The organism is Streptosporangium sp. CA-115845 (assembly GCF_050943795.1).
Lineage (GTDB): Bacteria > Actinomycetota > Actinomycetes > Streptosporangiales > Streptosporangiaceae > Streptosporangium.
On the sequence record NZ_CP191988.1, the window covers coordinates 9673864 to 9692173 of the forward strand.

Annotated in this window: 17 protein-coding genes; 11 read left to right on the plus strand and 6 right to left on the minus strand. The window is 70.2% G+C overall.

Going from position 1 to position 18310, the window contains the following annotated elements; translation table 11 throughout:
* Positions 1-298: 298 nt before the first annotated feature.
* The 7 genes from ACQP0P_RS45935 (at position 299) to ACQP0P_RS45965 (ending at position 7884) form a co-directional block, all read left to right on the plus strand.
* Entirely contained in the window at positions 299-1798 is a 1500-nt protein-coding gene (locus ACQP0P_RS45935) for an AMP-binding protein (protein ID WP_433368994.1), read from the plus strand.
* 105 nt (positions 1799-1903) lie between these two features.
* The gene (locus ACQP0P_RS45940; RefSeq protein ID WP_433368997.1) at positions 1904-2230 is read left to right on the plus strand and encodes a hypothetical protein; all 327 of its coding nucleotides are present in this window, start codon (positions 1904-1906) and stop codon (positions 2228-2230) included.
* A complete protein-coding gene (locus ACQP0P_RS45945) occupies positions 2230-2736 on the plus strand; it encodes a DoxX family protein (protein WP_433369000.1) in 507 nt (168 codons plus the stop codon). The genes ACQP0P_RS45940 and ACQP0P_RS45945 overlap by 1 nt, the downstream gene beginning before the upstream one ends.
* Positions 2737-2824: 88 nt before the next feature.
* On the plus strand, positions 2825-4123 hold the full coding sequence (locus tag ACQP0P_RS45950) for an amidohydrolase family protein (RefSeq protein ID WP_433369003.1): 1299 nt from the start codon (positions 2825-2827) through the stop codon (positions 4121-4123).
* A 76-nt stretch (positions 4124-4199) separates the two neighbouring features.
* Entirely contained in the window at positions 4200-6575 is a 2376-nt protein-coding gene (locus tag ACQP0P_RS45955) for a CoA transferase (RefSeq protein ID WP_433369006.1), read from the plus strand.
* A 44-nt stretch (positions 6576-6619) separates the two neighbouring features.
* On the plus strand, positions 6620-7558 hold the full coding sequence (locus ACQP0P_RS45960) for an alpha/beta fold hydrolase (RefSeq protein ID WP_433369009.1): 939 nt from the start codon (positions 6620-6622) through the stop codon (positions 7556-7558).
* Positions 7558-7884 carry a hypothetical protein gene (locus tag ACQP0P_RS45965; RefSeq protein ID WP_433369011.1) on the plus strand — a complete coding sequence of 109 codons (327 nt, stop codon included), beginning with the start codon at positions 7558-7560 and terminating at the stop codon, positions 7882-7884. The genes ACQP0P_RS45960 and ACQP0P_RS45965 overlap by 1 nt, the downstream gene beginning before the upstream one ends.
* Positions 7885-8028: 144 nt before the next feature.
* On the opposite strand, the gene ACQP0P_RS45970 is transcribed toward ACQP0P_RS45965, so the two are convergent.
* Positions 8029-8718 carry a PadR family transcriptional regulator gene (locus tag ACQP0P_RS45970; protein ID WP_433369014.1) on the minus strand — a complete coding sequence of 230 codons (690 nt, stop codon included), beginning with the start codon at positions 8716-8718 and terminating at the stop codon, positions 8029-8031.
* A gap of 205 nt (positions 8719-8923) precedes the next feature.
* Here ACQP0P_RS45970 and ACQP0P_RS45975 point away from each other — a divergent pair, with 205 nt between their 5' ends.
* Positions 8924-9460 (plus strand): NUDIX hydrolase family protein, encoded by a 537-nt coding sequence (locus tag ACQP0P_RS45975; RefSeq protein ID WP_433369017.1) that lies wholly within the window; start codon positions 8924-8926, stop codon positions 9458-9460.
* A 181-nt stretch (positions 9461-9641) separates the two neighbouring features.
* Here the strand turns inward: ACQP0P_RS45975 and ACQP0P_RS45980 are convergent, their stop codons facing one another.
* Positions 9642-10586, minus strand: coding sequence for a leucine-rich repeat domain-containing protein (locus tag ACQP0P_RS45980; RefSeq protein ID WP_433369020.1), 945 nt, complete (start codon positions 10584-10586; stop codon positions 9642-9644).
* Between the two features lie 110 nt (positions 10587-10696).
* On the opposite strand from ACQP0P_RS45980, the gene ACQP0P_RS45985 reads away from it, so the two are divergent.
* Positions 10697-11467, plus strand: a complete 771-nt coding sequence (locus tag ACQP0P_RS45985) for a (2Fe-2S)-binding protein (RefSeq protein WP_433369023.1) — start codon at positions 10697-10699, stop codon at positions 11465-11467.
* 93 nt (positions 11468-11560) lie between these two features.
* On the opposite strand, the gene ACQP0P_RS45990 is transcribed toward ACQP0P_RS45985, so the two are convergent.
* The 3 genes from ACQP0P_RS45990 to ACQP0P_RS46000 form a co-directional block, all read right to left on the minus strand.
* Entirely contained in the window at positions 11561-12319 is a 759-nt protein-coding gene (locus ACQP0P_RS45990) for an SAM-dependent methyltransferase (protein WP_433369026.1), read from the minus strand.
* A gap of 188 nt (positions 12320-12507) precedes the next feature.
* A complete protein-coding gene (locus ACQP0P_RS45995) occupies positions 12508-12753 on the minus strand; it encodes a hypothetical protein (protein ID WP_433369029.1) in 246 nt (81 codons plus the stop codon).
* A gap of 244 nt (positions 12754-12997) precedes the next feature.
* Positions 12998-13684 carry a nucleoside/nucleotide kinase family protein gene (locus ACQP0P_RS46000; protein WP_433369032.1) on the minus strand — a complete coding sequence of 229 codons (687 nt, stop codon included), beginning with the start codon at positions 13682-13684 and terminating at the stop codon, positions 12998-13000.
* A 122-nt stretch (positions 13685-13806) separates the two neighbouring features.
* Between ACQP0P_RS46000 and ACQP0P_RS46005 the strand changes: the two genes are divergently transcribed.
* Both ACQP0P_RS46005 and ACQP0P_RS46010 read left to right on the plus strand, forming a co-directional pair.
* Positions 13807-14307, plus strand: a complete 501-nt coding sequence (locus ACQP0P_RS46005; RefSeq protein WP_433369035.1) for a SigE family RNA polymerase sigma factor — start codon at positions 13807-13809, stop codon at positions 14305-14307.
* A complete protein-coding gene (locus ACQP0P_RS46010; RefSeq protein ID WP_433369038.1) occupies positions 14304-15548 on the plus strand; it encodes a TolB family protein in 1245 nt (414 codons plus the stop codon). The genes ACQP0P_RS46005 and ACQP0P_RS46010 overlap by 4 nt, the downstream gene beginning before the upstream one ends.
* 268 nt (positions 15549-15816) lie before the next feature.
* Here the strand turns inward: ACQP0P_RS46010 and ACQP0P_RS46015 are convergent, their stop codons facing one another.
* Positions 15817-18180, minus strand: a complete 2364-nt coding sequence (locus ACQP0P_RS46015; RefSeq protein WP_433369041.1) for a protein kinase domain-containing protein — start codon at positions 18178-18180, stop codon at positions 15817-15819.
* Between the last annotated feature and the right edge of the window lie 130 nt (positions 18181-18310).

The following is an 18310-nucleotide window of genomic DNA, read 5'->3' on the forward strand; positions in this document are numbered from 1 at the left end:
GTTGTCTCACATGCATGTACAACCACCCCAGGAAGTGATTCCCATCACAGAACTATGGACCTATTAGATTCAGCGTTCCTCACTACGTCAAGGGGTGCGACTGTGCGAAATCCAAGTGATGTTGCACCGATAGTCCGATACCTCCGCCCAAAAACCCGACAGAACCGGTCATATTGCAAAGAAGATCAAGTTAGGCAGCCCTAATTTTCTCCCGACAAACGGTTCCAATCTTGAGGGTTGACAGGACTAAAGGTCCGAGTTCTACTGGTCGCAATTCGCCACGGACCACGGAGGCCCTGTGAGCATCTCCATGCTTCTCTCCATGGCGGCGGCCGCGTTCGCGGACCGCGTCGCCCTCGGGCGCAGAGCGGACGGCATCACCTTCGCCGACCTTGAGCGGGACGCGAACGCCGGGGCCACCCTGCTTCGGGAGGGCGCCGCGGGTTCGGTCGCGTTCATCGGCCAGAACTCACCGCTGCTGCCCACCCTGCTGTTCGCCGGCGCCGCCGCCGGACTCCCGCTGGCCCCGCTGAACTATCGGCTGCCTCGCGATGTGCTGCGCGGCCTGCTCGATCGGCTGGACGCACCGGTGGTCATCGCGGACTCCCGGTACGTCGAGATCGCCAGGAGCACCGGTCACCGCGTCATCGCGGCCGAGGAGTGGCTGTCGGCCGCCAGAGCGACCGAGCCGGTGCCCGGCCCCGAGGCCGATCCCGGCTCCGCCGCGGTCCTGCTGTTCACCAGCGGTACCACCGCCGACCCCAAGTGCGTCGTGCTGCGCCACTCCCACCTGCTCTCCTACGTCCTGGGCACGGTGGAGTTCGCCACGGCGGACGAGCGCGACTGCGCCCTGGTCAGTGTCCCGCCGTACCACGTGGCCGGGATCGGCTCAGCCCTGACCAACGTGTACGCGGGCCGCAGGATGGTCTACCTGCCGGACTTCGACCCCGCCCGCTGGCTGGAGCTGGTGCGTTCGGAGGGGGTGACCGGCGCGATGGTCGTGCCCACCATGCTGGCGCGCGTCGTCGAGCATCTCGGCGGAGCGGACGCGGACTGCCCGGCGCTCGCCTCGCTCGCCTACGGTGGCGCGCGCATGCCGCTGCCGGTGCTGGAGCAGGCCCTGCGCGCCTTTCCGGAGACCGGATTCGCCAACGCCTACGGCCTGACCGAGACCAGCTCCACCATCGCCGTGCTCGGGCCCGAGGATCACCGCAAGGCGGTCGAGTCCGACGATCCGGTCATGCGGGCCCGGCTCGGTTCGGCCGGTCAGGTCGTACCCGGCATCGAGGCACAGATCCGGGCGGACGACGGATCGGTCCTCGGCCCGGGACTGACCGGCGAGCTGTGGGTCCGCGGCGAGCAGGTGTCCGGGGAGTACCAGGGAGCGGGCTCGGTGCTGGACGCCGACGGCTGGTTCCCCACCCGCGACCTCGCCTGTCTCGACGAGGACGGCTACCTGTTCCTGGGCGGCCGCAACGACGACACCATCATCCGCGGCGGGGAGAACATCGCGCCCGCGGAGGTGGAGGACGCGCTGCTGACCCACCCCGCGGTGGCGGAGGTCGCGGTCGTCGGGGTGCCCGACGACGAGTGGGGCCAGCGGCTCGTCGCGGTCGTCGTCCGGCGCGAGAACGCAGAGGCCGATGTCGCGGAGCTGCGCGCGCACGTCCGCGGCCTGCTGCGCGGCTCCCGGACACCCGACGAGGTCGTCTTCCGCGCCGAGCTTCCCTACACGCCGACCGGAAAGATCATCCGCCGCCATCTCGTCGCCCAGCTCGGCCCACCCGCGGAGAGCTGAGCCAGTGCCCATCCAACGAGGGCCGATGCCGCGGACGTGTGCCGCGTACCGGTCCCCGAACCCGCGAAGAGCCGCGCGGGTACCCGTTCAACGAAGGAGTCGATCATGAGTACCGAGGCCGTCGGCCTCCGCGCCGGGCTACGCCTGAAGAGTCAGGTGTGCGCCACCGAGGTCATCGTCATCCGGCCGGGAACGCGCCCGCTGTCGCTCCGCTGCGGCGGCGCTCCGATGCTCGGACGTGACGCGTCCGGCTCGGCGGAGGTGACACCCGCCGCGGAACGGATGCGCGGGTCACTGCTCGGCAAGCGCTACACCCACCCCGACGACGACGCCGTCGAGGTGCTGGTGACCGTGGGCGGCGAGGGCTCGCTGTCGGACGGCGAGACCGACCTCGTCCTCAAAGAGGCCAAGCCGCTCCCGGCCAGCGACTGATGGGGCCGACGGACGGCGCCGTCCTCCTCGTCCGTGCCGCGGTCGGAGTGATCTTCATCGTGCACGGTCTCAACCACGCCTTCGGCGGCGGAAAGCTCACCGGGACGGCCCGCTGGTTCGCGGGCCTGGGCATGCGCCATCCCAGGCTGCAGGCCGTCATGTCGGTCGTGGTGGAGGTGGCGGCGGGCACGGCACTCGCGCTGGGACTGCTGACCCCGGTGGCGGCGGGCGCGCTGGTCGGTGTCTCGGTCGTCGCCGGACTCACCGCCCACGCCCGCAACGGCTTCTTCGTGTTCAAGGACGGCTACGAGTACGTACTGCTGCTCGCGGTGACCTGTCTCGCAATCGCCCTCGCCGGTCCGGGCGGAGCCTCGCTCGACGCGGCGCTGGGAATCGACGCCCTCGCCGACGGGTGGATCCGGCTGGCGGTCGCCCTGCTCGTCGGCGTGGGTGGCTCGGCCGCCCTGCTCCTCGCCACCTGGCGACCGGTACCGGACCGGGCTTGACCCCCGCCGATACGTCCCCGTCCGCTCGCGCCGCTGAGCCGCATCCCCCATCCATCACGCCAGGCAAGACCAGCCAACGGAGGTTGACATGAACAAGGACGACCTGATCCTGATCAGCGTCGATGACCACATCGCCGAACCCGCGGACATGTTCCACGCCCACGTCCCCGAGCGGTACAAGGACCAGGCCCCTCGGGTGATTCTTGAGGACAACGGGGTCCAGCAGTGGTACTACGGCGACCTGCGCGGCCGGAACATGGGCCTCAACGCGGTGGCCGGCAAGCCGCGCGAGATGTACAACATCGACGCCAGCAGCTACGACGAGATGCGGCCGGGCTGCTTCAACGTCGACGAGCGGGTCCGGGACATGAACGCGGGCGGCCAGCTCGCGGGCCTGAACTTCCCGAACTGGACCGGATTCTCCGGGCAGGTGCTCAACCAGGGGCCGGACCGCGACCTCAACCTGATCATGATCAAGGCGTACAACGACTGGCACGTCGACGAGTGGTGCGGCGCCCACCCCGGCCGGTTCATCCCGTGCGGCATCCTGCCGCTGTTCGACGTGGAGGAGGCCGCCAAGGAGATCAGGCGGCTGGCCGACAAGGGCTGCCACGCCGTCACGTTCTCGGAGAACCCCGAGGCGCTGAACATGCCCAGCATCCACACCGACTACTGGTACCCGCTGTTCAAGGCCGCCTCGGACAACAACACGGTGCTCTGCTGCCACGTCGGCTCGTCCTCGCGGATGCCGATGATCTCCTCCGACGCGCCGCCGAGCGTGGCGATGTCCATCTCCTCGATGATGAGCACGTACACCCTGCTTGAGCTGATCTGGGCGGAGTTCTGGGGCAAGTTCCCCAACCTGAAGTTCTCCCTCACCGAGGGTGACATCGGCTGGATCCCCTACTTCCTCTGGCGCTCCGAGCACGTGCTCAACCGTCACTCCGGCTGGACCAACGCCACCTTCCCCGAGGGCTACACCGGGCCGACCGACGTGTTCAAGAAGCACCTCTACACCTGCTTCATCACCGACAAGGTCGGCCCCCAACTGATCGACCACTTCAACGAGAACCACGTGTTCTGGGAGTCGGACTACCCGCACTCGGACAGCAACTGGCCCTTCGCGCCCGAGGACGTCATCGAGACGATGGGCCACCTGCCCGACTCGGTGATCAACAAGATCACCCATGAGAACGCGATGAAGGCCTACTCCTTCGACCCGTTCAAGCACATCCCCAGGGAGCAGGCGACCGCCGGATACCTCCGGTCGCTGGCCACCGACGTCGACGTGGTCACCCATGTCGGCCGCGAGGCCAGCCAGCGCGACCGCGACGCCTGGGCCCGGATGACCCAGTTCGGCCAGGCCCGTACCCGCCAGGACGCCTGACCCCCAGTGATCGGCCGCCCGCCCGTCCCTCCTCGGGCGGGCGCCGTATCCCCCCACTTCACCACGCGAGGTAGAGATGACGCAGCGCACCCCCTACGCCGGACTCAGAGTCCTGGAGATCTCGGCGGGCATCGCCGCCTCCTACTGCGGCAAGATGTTCGCCGACGCCGGCGCCGAAGTGGTCAAGATCGAGCCACCGGAAGGTGATCCGATGCGCCGGTGGAGCGCGTCGGGCTTCCAGCCCGCCGCCGGCCGGAGCGGCGCGCTGTTCGGCTATCTCAACGCGGGCAAGAAGTCCGTGCTGTCCGGCACCGCGGAACTGTGCTCCGACGTCGATCTCGTCGTCACCGACGGCTCGGCGGGCTGGGACGTCGACGCCGTACGCCGGCTGCTGCCACCCGGCTCCGCGACGGTGGTCGTCTCGATCACCCCCTTCGGCCTCGACGGGCCCTATGCCGAGACCGACCTGCCGGTCAACGAGTTCGTCCTGCAGGCGATGTGCGGGTCCATCGGCGGCCGCGGCTGGCCCGGCGAGATGCCGCTGCAGGCCGGAGGACGGATCGGCGAGTGGGTGGCCGGCTCCTACGGCGCCGTCGCCGCCGCCGCGGCGCTGCGCCGAGGCAGGCGTACCGGGCAGGGTGACGTCGTCGACGTGTCGACGTTCGAAGCCATGGTCATCACGATGGGCGGCCTGTCCGCGGTCGCGGCCGGCCTCCCCGACGGGGGGCAGGGCCTGCCGCCGAGGAACCTCGAACTGCCCTCGATCGTCCCCACCGCCGACGGCCTGGTCGGGTTCTGCACCATCACCGCCCAGCAGTTCGCCGACTTCCTGGTGCTGATCGACCGGCCCGACCTGGTCGAGGACGCCGACCTGGCCTCCTTCGCCGGCCGCCTGCGGCGGCGGGAGGAGTTCGCCGAGATGGTGGAGAACTGGGCGGCCACCCGTACCACGGCCGAGATCGTGGAGTTCGCCGCCGCGCTGCGCATCCCCGTCGCGCCCATCGGCACCCCGACCACGGTCACCGAGATCGACCACTTCCGCGAGCGCGGCGTCTTCGTCAAGAACGCGAGCGGTCACCCGCAGCCACGGGTTCCCTACCGCAGCGAGGCGTTCGGCACCGTCGACCCCGGCGAGGTGCCGGACCTCGGTACGCACGACGGCCTGGTGAGCTGGCCGGTACGAGACCGGGTCCCGGCGGCCGGGGACGCGGCCGACCCGGCGGCCCGTCCGCTCGCGGGGCTGCGGATCGTGGACTTCACCGCCTTCTGGGCCGGTCCTTCGGCCACCCAGACCCTCGCCGCGCTGGGCGCCGAGGTCATCAAGGTGGAGGGTCTGCGCCGCCCCGACGGGATGCGTTTCTCCGGCGGCCGGCCCCCGACCGTCGACCAGTGGTGGGAGTGGGGCCTGTTCTTCCTCTGCAACAACAGCGACAAGCTCGACCTCACCCTGGAGCTGAGCCTGCCCCGGGCCCGCGAGGTGGCGCTGCGCCTGATCGCCACCGCCGACATGGTCATCGAGAACTTCTCCCCCCGGGTGATGAGCAATCTCGGCCTGGAGTGGGACGCGATCAGGGCGGCCAACCCGCGCGCCACGATGATCCGGATGCCGGCCTTCGGCCTCGACGGGCCGTGGCGCGACCGGGTGGGCTTCGCCCAGACGATGGAGCAGGCCGGCGGCATGGCGTGGATGACCGGTCCGGCCGATGGTCCGCCGCTGATCCCCCGCGGCGTGTGCGACCCCCTCGCCGGGCTGCACGCCGCGTTCGCCTCGATCGCCGCCTTCGAGGTCCGCGATGCCACGGGGGCCGGCATGCAGGTCGAGTCGACGATGGTCGAGGCCGCGCTCAACGTCGCGGCCGAGGCACTCCTGGAGGCGAGCGTCAACGGCCGGGAGCTGCGGCGCGACGGCAACCGCGGTCCGGGCGCCGGCCCGCAGGGGGTCTACCGCTGCGCCGGGGACGACGAGTGGGTGGCCCTGGCCCTGCTCGACGACGACGCCTGGCCCGCGCTCGCGCGGCTGCTGGGCCGGGACGACCTGGCCGACCGCGCCGACCTCGCCCACGAGCCGGGCCGTCAGGCGGCGGGCGACGAACTGGACGAGGCGATCGGCTCGTGGAGCGCGCGCGTCGACGTGGGCGACGCGGTGGACCGGCTCCGGGCGGCCGGGGTCGCCGCCGCGCGGGTGAGCCCCGCCGCCGACCTGCTGACCGACGCGCAGCTCACCGCCCGCGGGTTCTGGGAGCCGTCGGCACATCCGACGACCGGGGAGTTCCTGACCGCCGGGCTGCCGTTCCGCCTCGCCAGTGTCACCGAGCCGTGGTTCCACACCCCGGCGCCCCTGCTGGGCCAGCACAACGAGGAGATCCTCACCGGCATCCTCGGGATGAGCGAGGACGAGATCCGGGTCCTGGCCGAGGAGAAGGTGATCGGTACCCGGCCGGCGGGCCTGTGAGCGGGACGCCCGACACGACAGCCGTCCCACAAGGGCGGCCCTCGGTGCGCACGCTGCGGATGCACTCCTTCACCAGCGAGTTCAGACGGCTCACCGCGCTCGCCTCGGCCGCCGGGATCGACCCCGCCGACGTGGTGCTCCCCGCCGAGGGCATCGTACGGGCCGATGACGGGGTGCGACTGCACTACCTGGAGTGGCCCGGCCCGGTCACCGAACCGTTGCTGCTGTTCCTGCACGGGGGCGGGTTGCACGCGCACTCCTTCGACGCTGTCGGGCTGCTGCTGCGGCGGCTCGGCCGCTGCGTCGCGCTCGACCTGCGCGGGCACGGGGAGAGTGACTGGGCGGGGCCGGGCGGCTACGGCACCGACGCCATCGCCGCGGACCTCGACACGGTGATCGCGAGCTTCGGCGCCCGGCGGGTCGTCCTGGTCGGGCACTCGATGGGCGGCATGGCAGCCCTGGTCTGGGCCGCCCGGCGCCCGGCGGTGCTGACCGGGCTGGTCGTGGTCGACGTCGGCCCCGACATCGACGCCGCGGCGGGCCGGTCCGTCAACGAGCTGATCTCCCGGCGCCCGCTCTTCGCCGACCTCGACGAGGCCGACGCCTTCCTCTCCGGCGTGCTGCCGCGTACCCGGGAGGCGGCCACCTCAGGGGTGGCCCAGAACCTGACCTGGACCGACGACGGCCTGCTCACCTGGAAGCACGACACGGCACAGTTCCAGCCGGAGATGGGCAGGATCGCCGCTCCGGACGAACTGCGACAGGCCGCCGCGCGGATCACCTGCCCCACCCTGGTGCTGCGCGGCGAGCGCAGCCGGGTGTTCGGCGACGAAGGGGCGGCGGAACTCGCCGCGCTCATCCCCGGAGCCCGCTGGGAACGGATTCCCAACGCCGGGCACACCATCCAGACCAGCAACCCCCGCGGCCTCGCCGACGCGGTGACCCGTTTCCTGCGCGATCAAGATGATGAAGGAGCCGAGTGATGGCGATCAGTCTCTGCATTCCGCCGCGGCAGGGGGAGCTGTGCGCGCCCGTCCGGTTCGACCTGACCGGCGAGCACACCTTCCTCGAACTGACCTCGCGGCACCGCGTGACGAAGGTCGAGCAGGACGAGGTGAAGGGCGCCGTCGCGGTCTGGGTCGACATCACCGACCCCGAGACCTCCCGGCCCGTCCACGTCCGATTCAGCGTGCTCCCGCTGGACGCCGCGGTCTCCCCGCGCAGCCGGCTGCTCGGGGAGATCGAGCGTGACGGCGAGCGGCTCGGTGTCTACGGGACGTACCTGGGGGTGGTCTCGGAGGAGAACTGACCGTCCGCCGCACCGGGCCACCGACCGCCTCGGCGAGATCGGTGGCCATGGCATGCCCACCGGCGTCTCCTCCGGTCGCGCGTCATACCCGTGCGGGCGACCGGAGCATCGGTCTTCGGTGTGCCCGCCGTCATATCCGCCGCGTCACTCGTCGGGCAGGTCCTCCGGTGGCGCGTCGTGCTGGCGCAGGCGGCGCCGGAGCAGGCCCTTCGGGCGGGTGACCTTCAGCTCCGGATGGTCGGGGTCGTAGTCGGCGATGCGGTCGCGCAGCTGGCGCACGTTGCCGTACTCGAAGTGGGCGGCGCGCAGCAGGTAGTCGCCGATCGCGGTCCCGTACTGGACCCGCTCCTCCTCGTCGAGGCCGAGCTCGTGGCTGCGCCGCTTGCCCCAGACGATGTCCTTGATCTGCTCCTCCAGCTGCTCCAGCCGGTCATCGAGGATCTTGACGAGCTCGTAGGGCTCGGTGAACCTGCCGAGGTAGACCCGGAGCAGCGCGGGGTTCTTCAGCATCACCGGCTCGTCGACCGGCGGGCTGGCGACCCACTGCCGGAGCACCTCCTCACCACGCTCCGTGGTCTGGTACAGGGTGCTCCGCCTGACCCTGCCGATCGTCACCTCGCGCTCGGTCACCAGCCCCAGGTCCCCCAGTCTGCGCAGTTCCCGGCGGATGTGGCTGATGGCGGGGGACCAGTAGAACCAGCGCAGCGTGTAGTCGCACCGGACCTTGATCTCGGCGGCGGACAGCTCCTCGTCGAGGACCGACAGAACGCCCAGAACCGTGTAGGCGGTGGCGGGGAGCGGTGCACCGATCTCTACCTCGGGCTCGTCGTCCACAGATCAAGTCTAGTGGCGGGCGCGGCACTGACGACACGCCTCAAGCGTGATCATGAAGCCTCCCCGGCACGTCCTCATCGTCCGGCGGCAAGCTGTTCACCGGCCCCGGGCACACACCTGCTGATCGACGTCCACCGGCACTGACTTCTGGCAGGTCGCCGGGGGAAAACGTGTTTCCGAGCCCACCGCGAAGTACGATCGATCAATGACCGAAATGACCGAAACCACGCCCGGCTGGCTCTCTCCCGAAGAGCTGGAGTCGACCCGCGCACGAATGCCGATCCTCTACGTCGACGCCGTGCCGGTGCGCGTCGACGAGGCCGGCGTGGTCACGCGTGTCGGCCTGCTGCTGCGCATCGGCGCGGACGGGACGGTCAGCCGCGCCCTCGTCTCCGGCCGGGTGCTGCACCACGAGCGGGTCCGCGACGCGCTCATCCGCCATCTGGAGAAGGACCTCGGCCCGACCGCGCTGCCCAACGTCCCTGCCTCTCCGCAGCCGTTCACCATCGCCGAGTACTTCCCGACGCAGGGCGTCACGCCCTACCACGACCCCCGGCAGCACGCGGTCTCCCTCGCCTACGTCGTCCCGGTCGCGGGTGACTGCCGCCCCCGGCAGGACGCCCTCGACCTCGTCTGGTTCACTCCCGAGGAGGCCGCGTCACCGCTGGTGCAGCAGGAGATGCTCGGCGGCCAGGGCGTCCTGCTGAAGCAGGCCCTCGCCTACGTCGGCTGCCTCTCCTGACCTTCCGACGCTGGAAATCCCCGCCGGTGCGAGGAGAGCGGGCTGCCGTGCCCTCGTGGAACCAGGTTCGCCGATGCCTGCCCCGGCGGCATTGTCGCGGTGCGGACCGCGTCCCGGTACAGCAGACGCTGGTCCCAAGCCGGTTGCGGCCACCTCCAAGACGTCTCCGATTCGAAGAGGCTCAGCGGGTGCGGCCGGCCAGAAAGCGGCGCCATTCCGGACGGGTTCGCGCGAGTGCTCGCAGCGAGGCCGGGACCCGGGGCCTGGGGTCGTTGCGGTCCAGGCGCAGGTCGGTGAGCGCGGTCAGCTCGCCCAGCCACTCCGGCAGCTCGGCCAGCCGGTTTTCCTGCAGATTGAGCTTGGTCAGGGAGGTGAGGGTCCGCATCGACTCGGGAAGGGCGGTCAGCTTGTTCTTGCCCAGGCTGAGGGACCTGAGGGCGGTGAGCCTGCCGATCGACTCCGGCAGCTCGGTCAGCCCGGTGTTCCACAGGCTGAGAGAGGTGAGGGCGGTGAGGTTCCCGATCGACTCCGGCAGGCCGGTCGGTGGGACGGATCCCATATCGAGATCGAGATGCTCCAGAGCGGTCAGCTCGCCCAGCCACGGAGAGAGGTCGGCGGGCCGGCTGTATTTCAGTTCCAACCAGGTGAGGGCGGCGAGACGGGCCATCGACGCCGGGAAGCAGGCCGGCCTGGCGTACCACATGTGGAGCCTGGCGAGCCGGGTGAAGTCGCCGATCCACTCGGGCACCTCCTCCAGGTCATGGAGGTTGCTCAGGCGGAGTTCCGTGAGGCCGGTGAGCTCGCGCATCGAGTCGGGGAGGCGGTGCAGTCCGGTCGCCGTGACATTGAGGCAGGTCAGTCCGGTCAGCTCGCCGATCCACTCGGGCAGGGCGGTCAGCGTACGGTTGCCCCCGAGGTCGAGTTCGGTCAGCGCGGGCAGGTCGGTCAGAAACCGGGGAAGCTCGGTCAACCAGTTGGATCTCAGGTGCAGCACTCGCAGACCGGGCAGCTCGGCCACCTCCTCGGGCACCTGGACCAGGCCGAGACTCGACAGGTCCAACGTGTCAGATCCCTCGCGCAGGTACGTGTTCATCCGCCGCCGAGCGGTCCGAAGCACGGAATCCACCGCTGTCACCCTGATTTTCTCCTTGCCGTCACCAAGATGTGATCGGCGATCACGGTAGCGACGAGGGCTTGCGATCCGGTTGTGGATCATTGAAGAGGAAGGCGGTCGCCATGCCGTGCGACTCACCCGCCGGTGCTCCGCCCGGACTGCTGCCCGCCACCCCGGCCGCGGTCTCCGGCGCGGTCTCCGACGTCCGCACCATCGGCGGCTACTTCGGGATCGAGACAGGCGAGGCCGAGGCCGGCTGGCGACCGCTCACCGACCTGTGGACGGATCCGGACGTCCTGGAGGCCAGGATCGACGACATGGCCGGACGGCTGGGCACCACCGAGCACCGGGTGGCCGCCTCGATCCTGTTCCAGGGCCTGGCCGCCCGCCTGTGGTCACCGTCCATCGGCGCCGTGGTCGCGCACGATCTGCTCATCGACCTGGCCCCCGAGCACCTGTACTGGCGGCCGGCCCCCGACCCGCTGCCGCTGCGAGCCACCCGGCTGTCCGGCTGGGACGTCCGCGACCCCGCGCGGATCGCCGAACCGGTCTACCGCGACATCATGGCCGGGATGCTGGAACCGCTCGCGGAGGCGGTCCGGCGGATCGTGAAGATCGCGCCGGGGCTGTTGCGGGGCAATGCGGCCTCCGCGCTGGCCGGAACCATCGGCGCCTTCACCCACCGGCGGCCCGACCTCACCGCGAAGGCCATGAGGCTGGGCCACGAACTGCTGAACCGGGATCTCCTGCGCGGCACCGGCGAACTGACCGAGCCCGCACCCGGCCGTCCCTCCTTCGTCCGTCGCAGCTGCTGCCTGTACTACCGCCTGCCAGGCGGCGACATGTGCGGTGACTGCGCCCTGCTGCCGGCCGGAGCCCGCCGCGCGCGGTGAGCTCGCGCCGTACGAGAATCCCGGGGGGAGCGATGGGCCACACCGTCGTCGAGGGGCGTCGCACCGGCAAGGGCTTCAAGCACCCGGGAGCGGTCAGCTGCGTCCGACGGCGCCGAGGATGCCCGGCCTGGTGAAGTCGGCGGTGATCTTCTCTCCGTACTCGTTGTACTCGGAGCGCCACGCCTCGACCGGGACGATCCCCGGCTCCAGCAGCTCCATTCCGCTCAGCAGCTCGGCCAGCTGTTCCGGGCCGCGCGAGGTGAGCGCCCCCGCGCTGGTCGAGCGGTAGACCTGCTGCCCTGCCTCGTGCACCTCGGCGCTGACGTTGGCCTCGAAGGCGTGCGTGACGATCAGATGGCTACCCGGGGTCAGCCGTTCGCGGATCGCGGCGATGATGTGGGCGACCAGGGCGTCGTCGGGGATGAAGTGCAGCATCGAGATCAGCAGCACCGCGACGGGCTGGGTGAAGTCGATGGCACCCTCGATCTGCGGGTCCGTCAGGAGCTTCTCGGGTTCCCGCATGTCGCCGTGGACGACAGAGGTGAGGTGGTTGTCCGCCAGGAGCGCACGGCCGTGCGCCAGGACGATGGGGTCGTTGTCGACATAGACCACCCGGGTGTCGGGCGCGATGCGATGGGCGACCTGGTGCACGTTGTCCTGCGTCGGCAGCCCCGACCCGATGTCGAGGAACTGCCGCACGCCCTGGCGCACGAGCAACTCGACGACTCGCGAGAGGAACGCCCGGTTCGCCCGAGTCATCTCGCGGATACCGGGCACCACCTGCATGAACTGTTCCGCGGCCGCCCGGTCGGAGGCGAAGTTGTCCTTGCCTCCGAGGTAGTAGTCATACATTCGAGCGACGCTTGGGATATTCGGGTCTATACCCGCTGGAACAACCTCTTGCTCGGACATGCCCTCACCCTTCTCCGACTTCGGAGAGGATATGGGAAATCCACAAGATCATGGATCTTTGCCGACACATCATGTGCGACCACATGCCGGGGCGAGCGCAGCCCCCGCGCGCTCCGGAGTCCCGGGGTCTACTCTTCCTGCTGCACCGAACTGGAGTTGCTCTCGGTGCTCTGGTAGCTCTGGTGACCGGGCACCCAGGTCCAGGTCTCCGTGCGGTCACCCTTCCTGATCGTCAGCGTGCCCGAGGGCTCGTAGTCCGGCGACAGGGGGGACCAGGGCGGCAGGGGTTCAGGGTCGGCGTACGCGACCGGCGCGGCGAGCGCCACCGCCGAGACGGCGAGAACGGCGGTGACGAGATAACGGACAATGAACATTTGTTCCCCCAGAAGGCATAAACGGTACGGCGGGGATATTTCCTCATAAAAGGCAAAGAGAACCATGCCGATGATCAATACTCTGACTGATTCACCTTCGGCACGGCCGCCCGCTCCGGTGCGAGACCGCTCATCCCGGCGAGAACCGGCGAGTTCAAGGACGTCCTGGAGTTCGCCGGGCTGGGGATCCCCGCACCGGCCCGCGGGCGTTCCGGAGCCGGGACGCCCGCGGAAGGGCGTACGGTCAGCCGGCCGTCCTCTCGGGGGAGCCGATCGAGCGGAGGACGGCGTCGGGGACGACGAGGTCGGCGCGGGAGCGGGTGGTGGCGACGAGGTCCGCGTTGCGCTGGTCGGTGCCCAGCACCCAGGCGACCGCGTCGTCGCGGTCCTTGCCGAAGTGCTCGTGGCGGGAGACGAGGCGGCGCACCCGCTCGTCGGAGCCGAGGTCGCAGTACCAGACCTCGTGGAGCCGCGGCCGTACGCGTGACCAGTCGCCCTGGTCGAGCAGCAGGTAGTTCCCCTCGGTGACGACGAGCCTGGCAGCCCGGAAGACCGGGATGCTGCCGGCGACCGGCTGCTCCAGGTCACGCTCGAAGGCCGGCGCGTAGACCACGTCGTCCTCGTCCTCGCGCAGCCGGCGGAGGAGTGCCGCGTAGCCGGCCGCGTCGAAGGTGTCGGGCGCCCCCTTGCGGTCGCGGCGCCCGAGCCTGTCGAGCTCGACGTCGGCGAGGTGGAAGCCGTCCATCGGCACGTACGCCACCCACTCCCGCGCCGGCAGCCCCTCGGGAGGCGCCGGGCGCAGCGTCTCGACCAGGTGCTCGGCGAGGGTGGTCTTGCCGGCCCCCGGACCGCCGGTGATGCCCAGCAGCGCGCGGTGCCCCTCCCGTACGAGAGAGCGGGCCCGAGCGGCGAGGTCGTCGAGGGAGGTCATCTCCCCGAACGTAGCCGAGCCGGCCCCCGATCTCCAGCGCGGGTCGTACGCCTGCCGGACCACGATGCAACACTTTCACCCCCTTCGCCGTCTAGGTCGTGACGATCGGGAAGGGACGAGATTTGGAAGACGAGCCCGGCTTTGACGACTTCGTGGCCGAGCACAGGGAAGCGCTGCTCCGCTACGCGTACGTCCTGACCGGCAACTCCCACGATGCCGCCGACCTCACCCAGGAGGCGCTGACCCGGCTGCGCGACGCGTGGTCTCGGGTGCGGCGCAAGTCCGATGCGCACAGTTACGCGCGGACCACGATGGCGCGGTTGCACATCAGCATCTGGCGGCGGCACAGACGTGAACACCTCACCGGGGAGCCGCCCGAGCGGAGCTGGCAGGTGGTCTTCCCCTCCGACGAGGAGCAGGGGCTCTGGCAGGAACTGGCCGCGCTGCCCCGCAGACAGCGCGCGGTGCTGGTGCTGCGCTACTACGAGCAGCTGACCGACGCGGAGATCGCCGAGGTGCTCGGCATCTCCACGGGTACCGTGCGCAGCCAGGCCTCCCGGGCGCTGGCCACGCTGCGTTCCTCCCTCTCCCACTCACCGGCGGCCTACGGGAGCAAGCGATGACCGACCTCGAAGAGAAACTGACCCGGGTCCTGGCCACGGCGGCGGACCAGGTGCCCCGGCAGGCCCCGTACGAGCTGTCCGAGGTGGTCGGCGCGCGATATCGCCGCAGGCGGGCACGGCCCACCGCACTGCTCGCCGCCGTGGCCGTGCTCGCGGTGGCCGGCGGGGCGGGTGCGGCGGTGAGAGCCCTGAGCGCGCGGGCCGTGCCGGAACCCGCGGTGAGCGCCACGGGCACACCGGGACCGACGGCGCGGCCGGAGCCCGAACCGGCGGAGAAGCTGCCCCCGCGTATCGAGCGGGTATGGCCGCGGGCCCTGCACAAGATCCCCGCCGAGCTGCCCGACGGCCGGGAGTACCACCCGCAGCTGCTCCTCGACGATCGCACGCTGCTGGTCATGACGGGGAGGTCCGACGGGATGAGGCAGTTCCTGTGGACCTACGACCTCGCAAGCGGCAGACCCACACGGATCGCCGAGATCCCCCCCACCCGAGGGTCCGCGATCTTCGCCGATGGCGTCGCCGCGGGCGGCGGGAACATCGTCTGGTGGGCGTCGTACAAGGATCCGGGCAAACAGCGGGTCGCCCGGATCTGGACGGTGCCCGCCGGCGGCGGCCGGCCCCGGCAGGTGACCGACGTCCCGCTGGATAACGTCATGAAGAAGGGGCACATCCGCGCGCTGGAGTTGGTCGGCTCCGACGTGATCTTCTCCCGGGAGAGCGGCGGGATCTACCGGGTGCCGCTGCGCGGCGGCGAGCCGAGAGCGGTACCGGGTACCGAGGGGCAACACCTCCTGCGGTGGCCGTGGGTGGGCCGGCACACCAAACACGCCGATCTCAGCAAGCAGGTCGCCTTCAGCGAGCTGTTCAACGTCGAGACGCGGAAACGGCGTGACGCCGTGGTCAGGCCCGGCGAGAGTCTCGTCAGGTGCGGCGTCAACCTGTGCTCCGGCACGATGCCGCCGGAGGGGGAGCTCCCGCGCAACTTCGTCCGCGACCGCGACGGTTCACGGGAGCGCGCACTGCCCAGGAACGTCCAGCTAGGCGATGCTCCCGGACTGGAAAGGTTTTTCAAGCTGGTCAGCCCGAAGAGTGTCGTCCTGTACGACATGGCCACCGGCAGGTCCGCCGACCTGGGCATGCGACCGGACAAGGATGGAATTCCAGACGGCGGCCCCGACCGGCTGATCACCTACCGGATCGGGGACAGGATGTACGTCGTGGACCTGGCCGCGATCAAGTAGCGGTCCCGGGGCGCGCGGGGGCGGCCCCGGGACCTGCTCCTGCCACGCCTCGGGGAGGCCGAGGTCAGCCGGAGTCGGCGTTGAAGGAGAGTTCGGAGGTCACCCGGTAGCGGTCGCCCCGGTAGATCGAGCGGGTGAACTCGACGATCCGGCCGCCGACGTCGCGGGTGGTGCCCCTTTCTCTTTCCCAGATGCCGACGCTTCCATGGACCTTCGGACCGGGCGACCGGCCGCGCCCGGCGAGCGTCGAGGCGCGGCGTCCGTCCGCTCAGCCGACCCTGGTGTAGCTCAGTATCTGGCCCTCATACTCCTTGTCGTCGGTACTGGCGGCGAGCACCCGCTTCACCTTGCCCTTGAAGTCGACCACCAACGCCTCGTGGCCGATGCTCTTCCTCCGCCAGGCCACGATGTGCCGGTCGTCGTACCAGCCGAGGACCCGATCGGTCGCGAACGGGATCCGGACCTTCAGCTTCGCGTCGGCGTCGGTGGACCGGAGGCAGATCTCCGCGGTCTCCTCGCAGTACGTGACCATCAGCGTGCCGGACGGGCTGACATGGTCGCCCTCGACCCAGATCGGATCGCCCACGTCCAGCAGGGTCTGCAGTACGGTGCCCCGAAGGTCGTAGAAGCGGATGTGCTTGGTGTCCTTGGTGACCGCCCAGGCGCCGACCGCCCGGCTGTCATTCCGCCAGAAGTAGCTCCAGTCCCCGATGTCCTTCTCCTTCACCCGGACGACCGAGGCCTTCTCCGTGGCGATGTCGATGATCGCGTAACCGTAGACGCGGGTGTCCTCCTTGATCGTCTCGTACAGGGTGACCAGCCCCTTGGTGCCGTCCGGCGACCAACGCGGGTAGAGCGAGACGGTCGGCTTCTTGGCGATCTTTATTTCGCTCTTCGTCCCCGTCTTGTGGTCGACGATCGAGACGACCTCGTAGTTGTCCGAGTCGTAGTAGCGGTTCACGGCGAGAGCCTGGGTGCCGGCGGGGTTCAGCCGGTAGTAGGCGTGCGATTCGTCCTTGACGAACCCGTTGGTACCGGCCTTGCGGATGTAGGAGTGGCGGACGTCTCCCTTCCACACGTTGTAGGAGGTGAGCTTGATCGGGTCCTTGTCGCTCTCGTGGATCGTGATGGAGGTGGCCGGCAGTTTGATTTCCTGGTCCGCGGGCGGGATCGAGGAGACGGCCTGGGTGGGAGTGGCGCTGGGAGTGGTGGTGGGAGTGGTGGCCGCCCGCGAGCCGGTGCCCGATCCGGGGATGGTTCCGTTCTGGACCACCACTGTGATCGTCACCGCGACGAGCGTGAGCGCGAGCCCGGCGCCGGCCACGGCCCAGGCCCGGCGCACGCGCCTTTTCCGGCCGGGGGGCGGCTGCGCCCCCGGCGTGGCCGGAAAGACCGCGCCCTGAGGCATGCCCCCGTACGGCGGCGGGTATCCGCCCGGCCCGGTTTGGTGAGCCGCATACCTTCCTGGCCCGGTTTGGTGCGGCGGATAGCCGCCCGGATCGGCCTGATGCGGGTATCCGCCCGGCCCGGCCTGGTGCGGCGGATAGCCGCCCGGTCCGGCCTGATGCGGATACCCACCCGGACTGGTCCAGTGCGGCGCGTACCCGCCCGGTCCGGCCTGGTGGGGCGGGTGTCCTTCGGGGCCTGTCCGGTACGGCGCCCCGGTCTGTGGATCACCCGGGTAGGGGTGATACTCGGGATCGATCCGCTGGGCCGCGGCGGCCACCCCCTCGGCGAGCATGCCCCGGGCCGAGGCGAAAGGCGACGCGCCCTGACCACCCAGACCGTCCTGCGCGGCCGGACCGTCCTGCGCGCCCGGACCGGCGTGGCCCAGCAGGCGCATCAGCGCCTCACCCGCCGTCGGACGCAGGCTCTCGTCCTTGGCCAGACACCGCGCCACCAGGTCACGCAGCGCCGGATCGGCGATCCCCGACAGATCCGGCTCGGCGTTGAGAATCCGGTTGAAGATCGCGGGCAGGCTGTCGGCACCGAACGGCGGCTGCCCGGTGGCCGCGAAGACCATCGTGCCCGCCCAGGCGAACATGTCGGCGGCCGGACCCGCGGCCTGCCCCGCGAGCTGCTCGGGAGTCATGTAGGCGGGTGTGCCGATCGCCGTCGAGGTCAGGGACGAGGTGCGATCCAGAGCCTTGGCGATGCCGAAGTCGATCACCCGGGGGCCGTCGGCGGCCAGCAGCACGTTGGCCGGCTTGAAGTCACGATGCACGATCTCGGCCTGATGGATCGCCACCAGCGCGGTCACCGTACCGATCGCCAGCCGGTGCAAGGCCGCACCCTCGCGGGGACCCTCGGCACCGACGATATGGCCGAGCGTCGGCCCCTCGATGTACTCACTGACGATGTACGGCCGCCGCGCGTCCATCCCGGTCTCGATCACCGCGGCGGTACAGAACGTCGCCACCCGCCGGGCCGTGTCGACCTCACGCACGAAACGCTCCAGTGCCTCCCTGTCCTGGGCCAGATCACCACGCAGCAGCTTGACCGCGACCTGAGCCCCGGTGGGGGCGACGCCCAGATACACGGTTCCCTGACCGCCCTCGCCCAGGCGCGCGGTGAGCCGGTACTCCCGCACCTTCTCGGGGTCCCCGGGCCGCAGAGGCGCAAGGTCCGGCATGACGACATCCTCCTTCACGTCATGAGCACCCACGTGAGACCTCGTACGGGCTCAGCGCCAAAAGTTCAGGATCACAGGGCCCACTTGTGTCTCACTTGGAAGCCGGCGGGAACACCTGGCCACGAGGGGA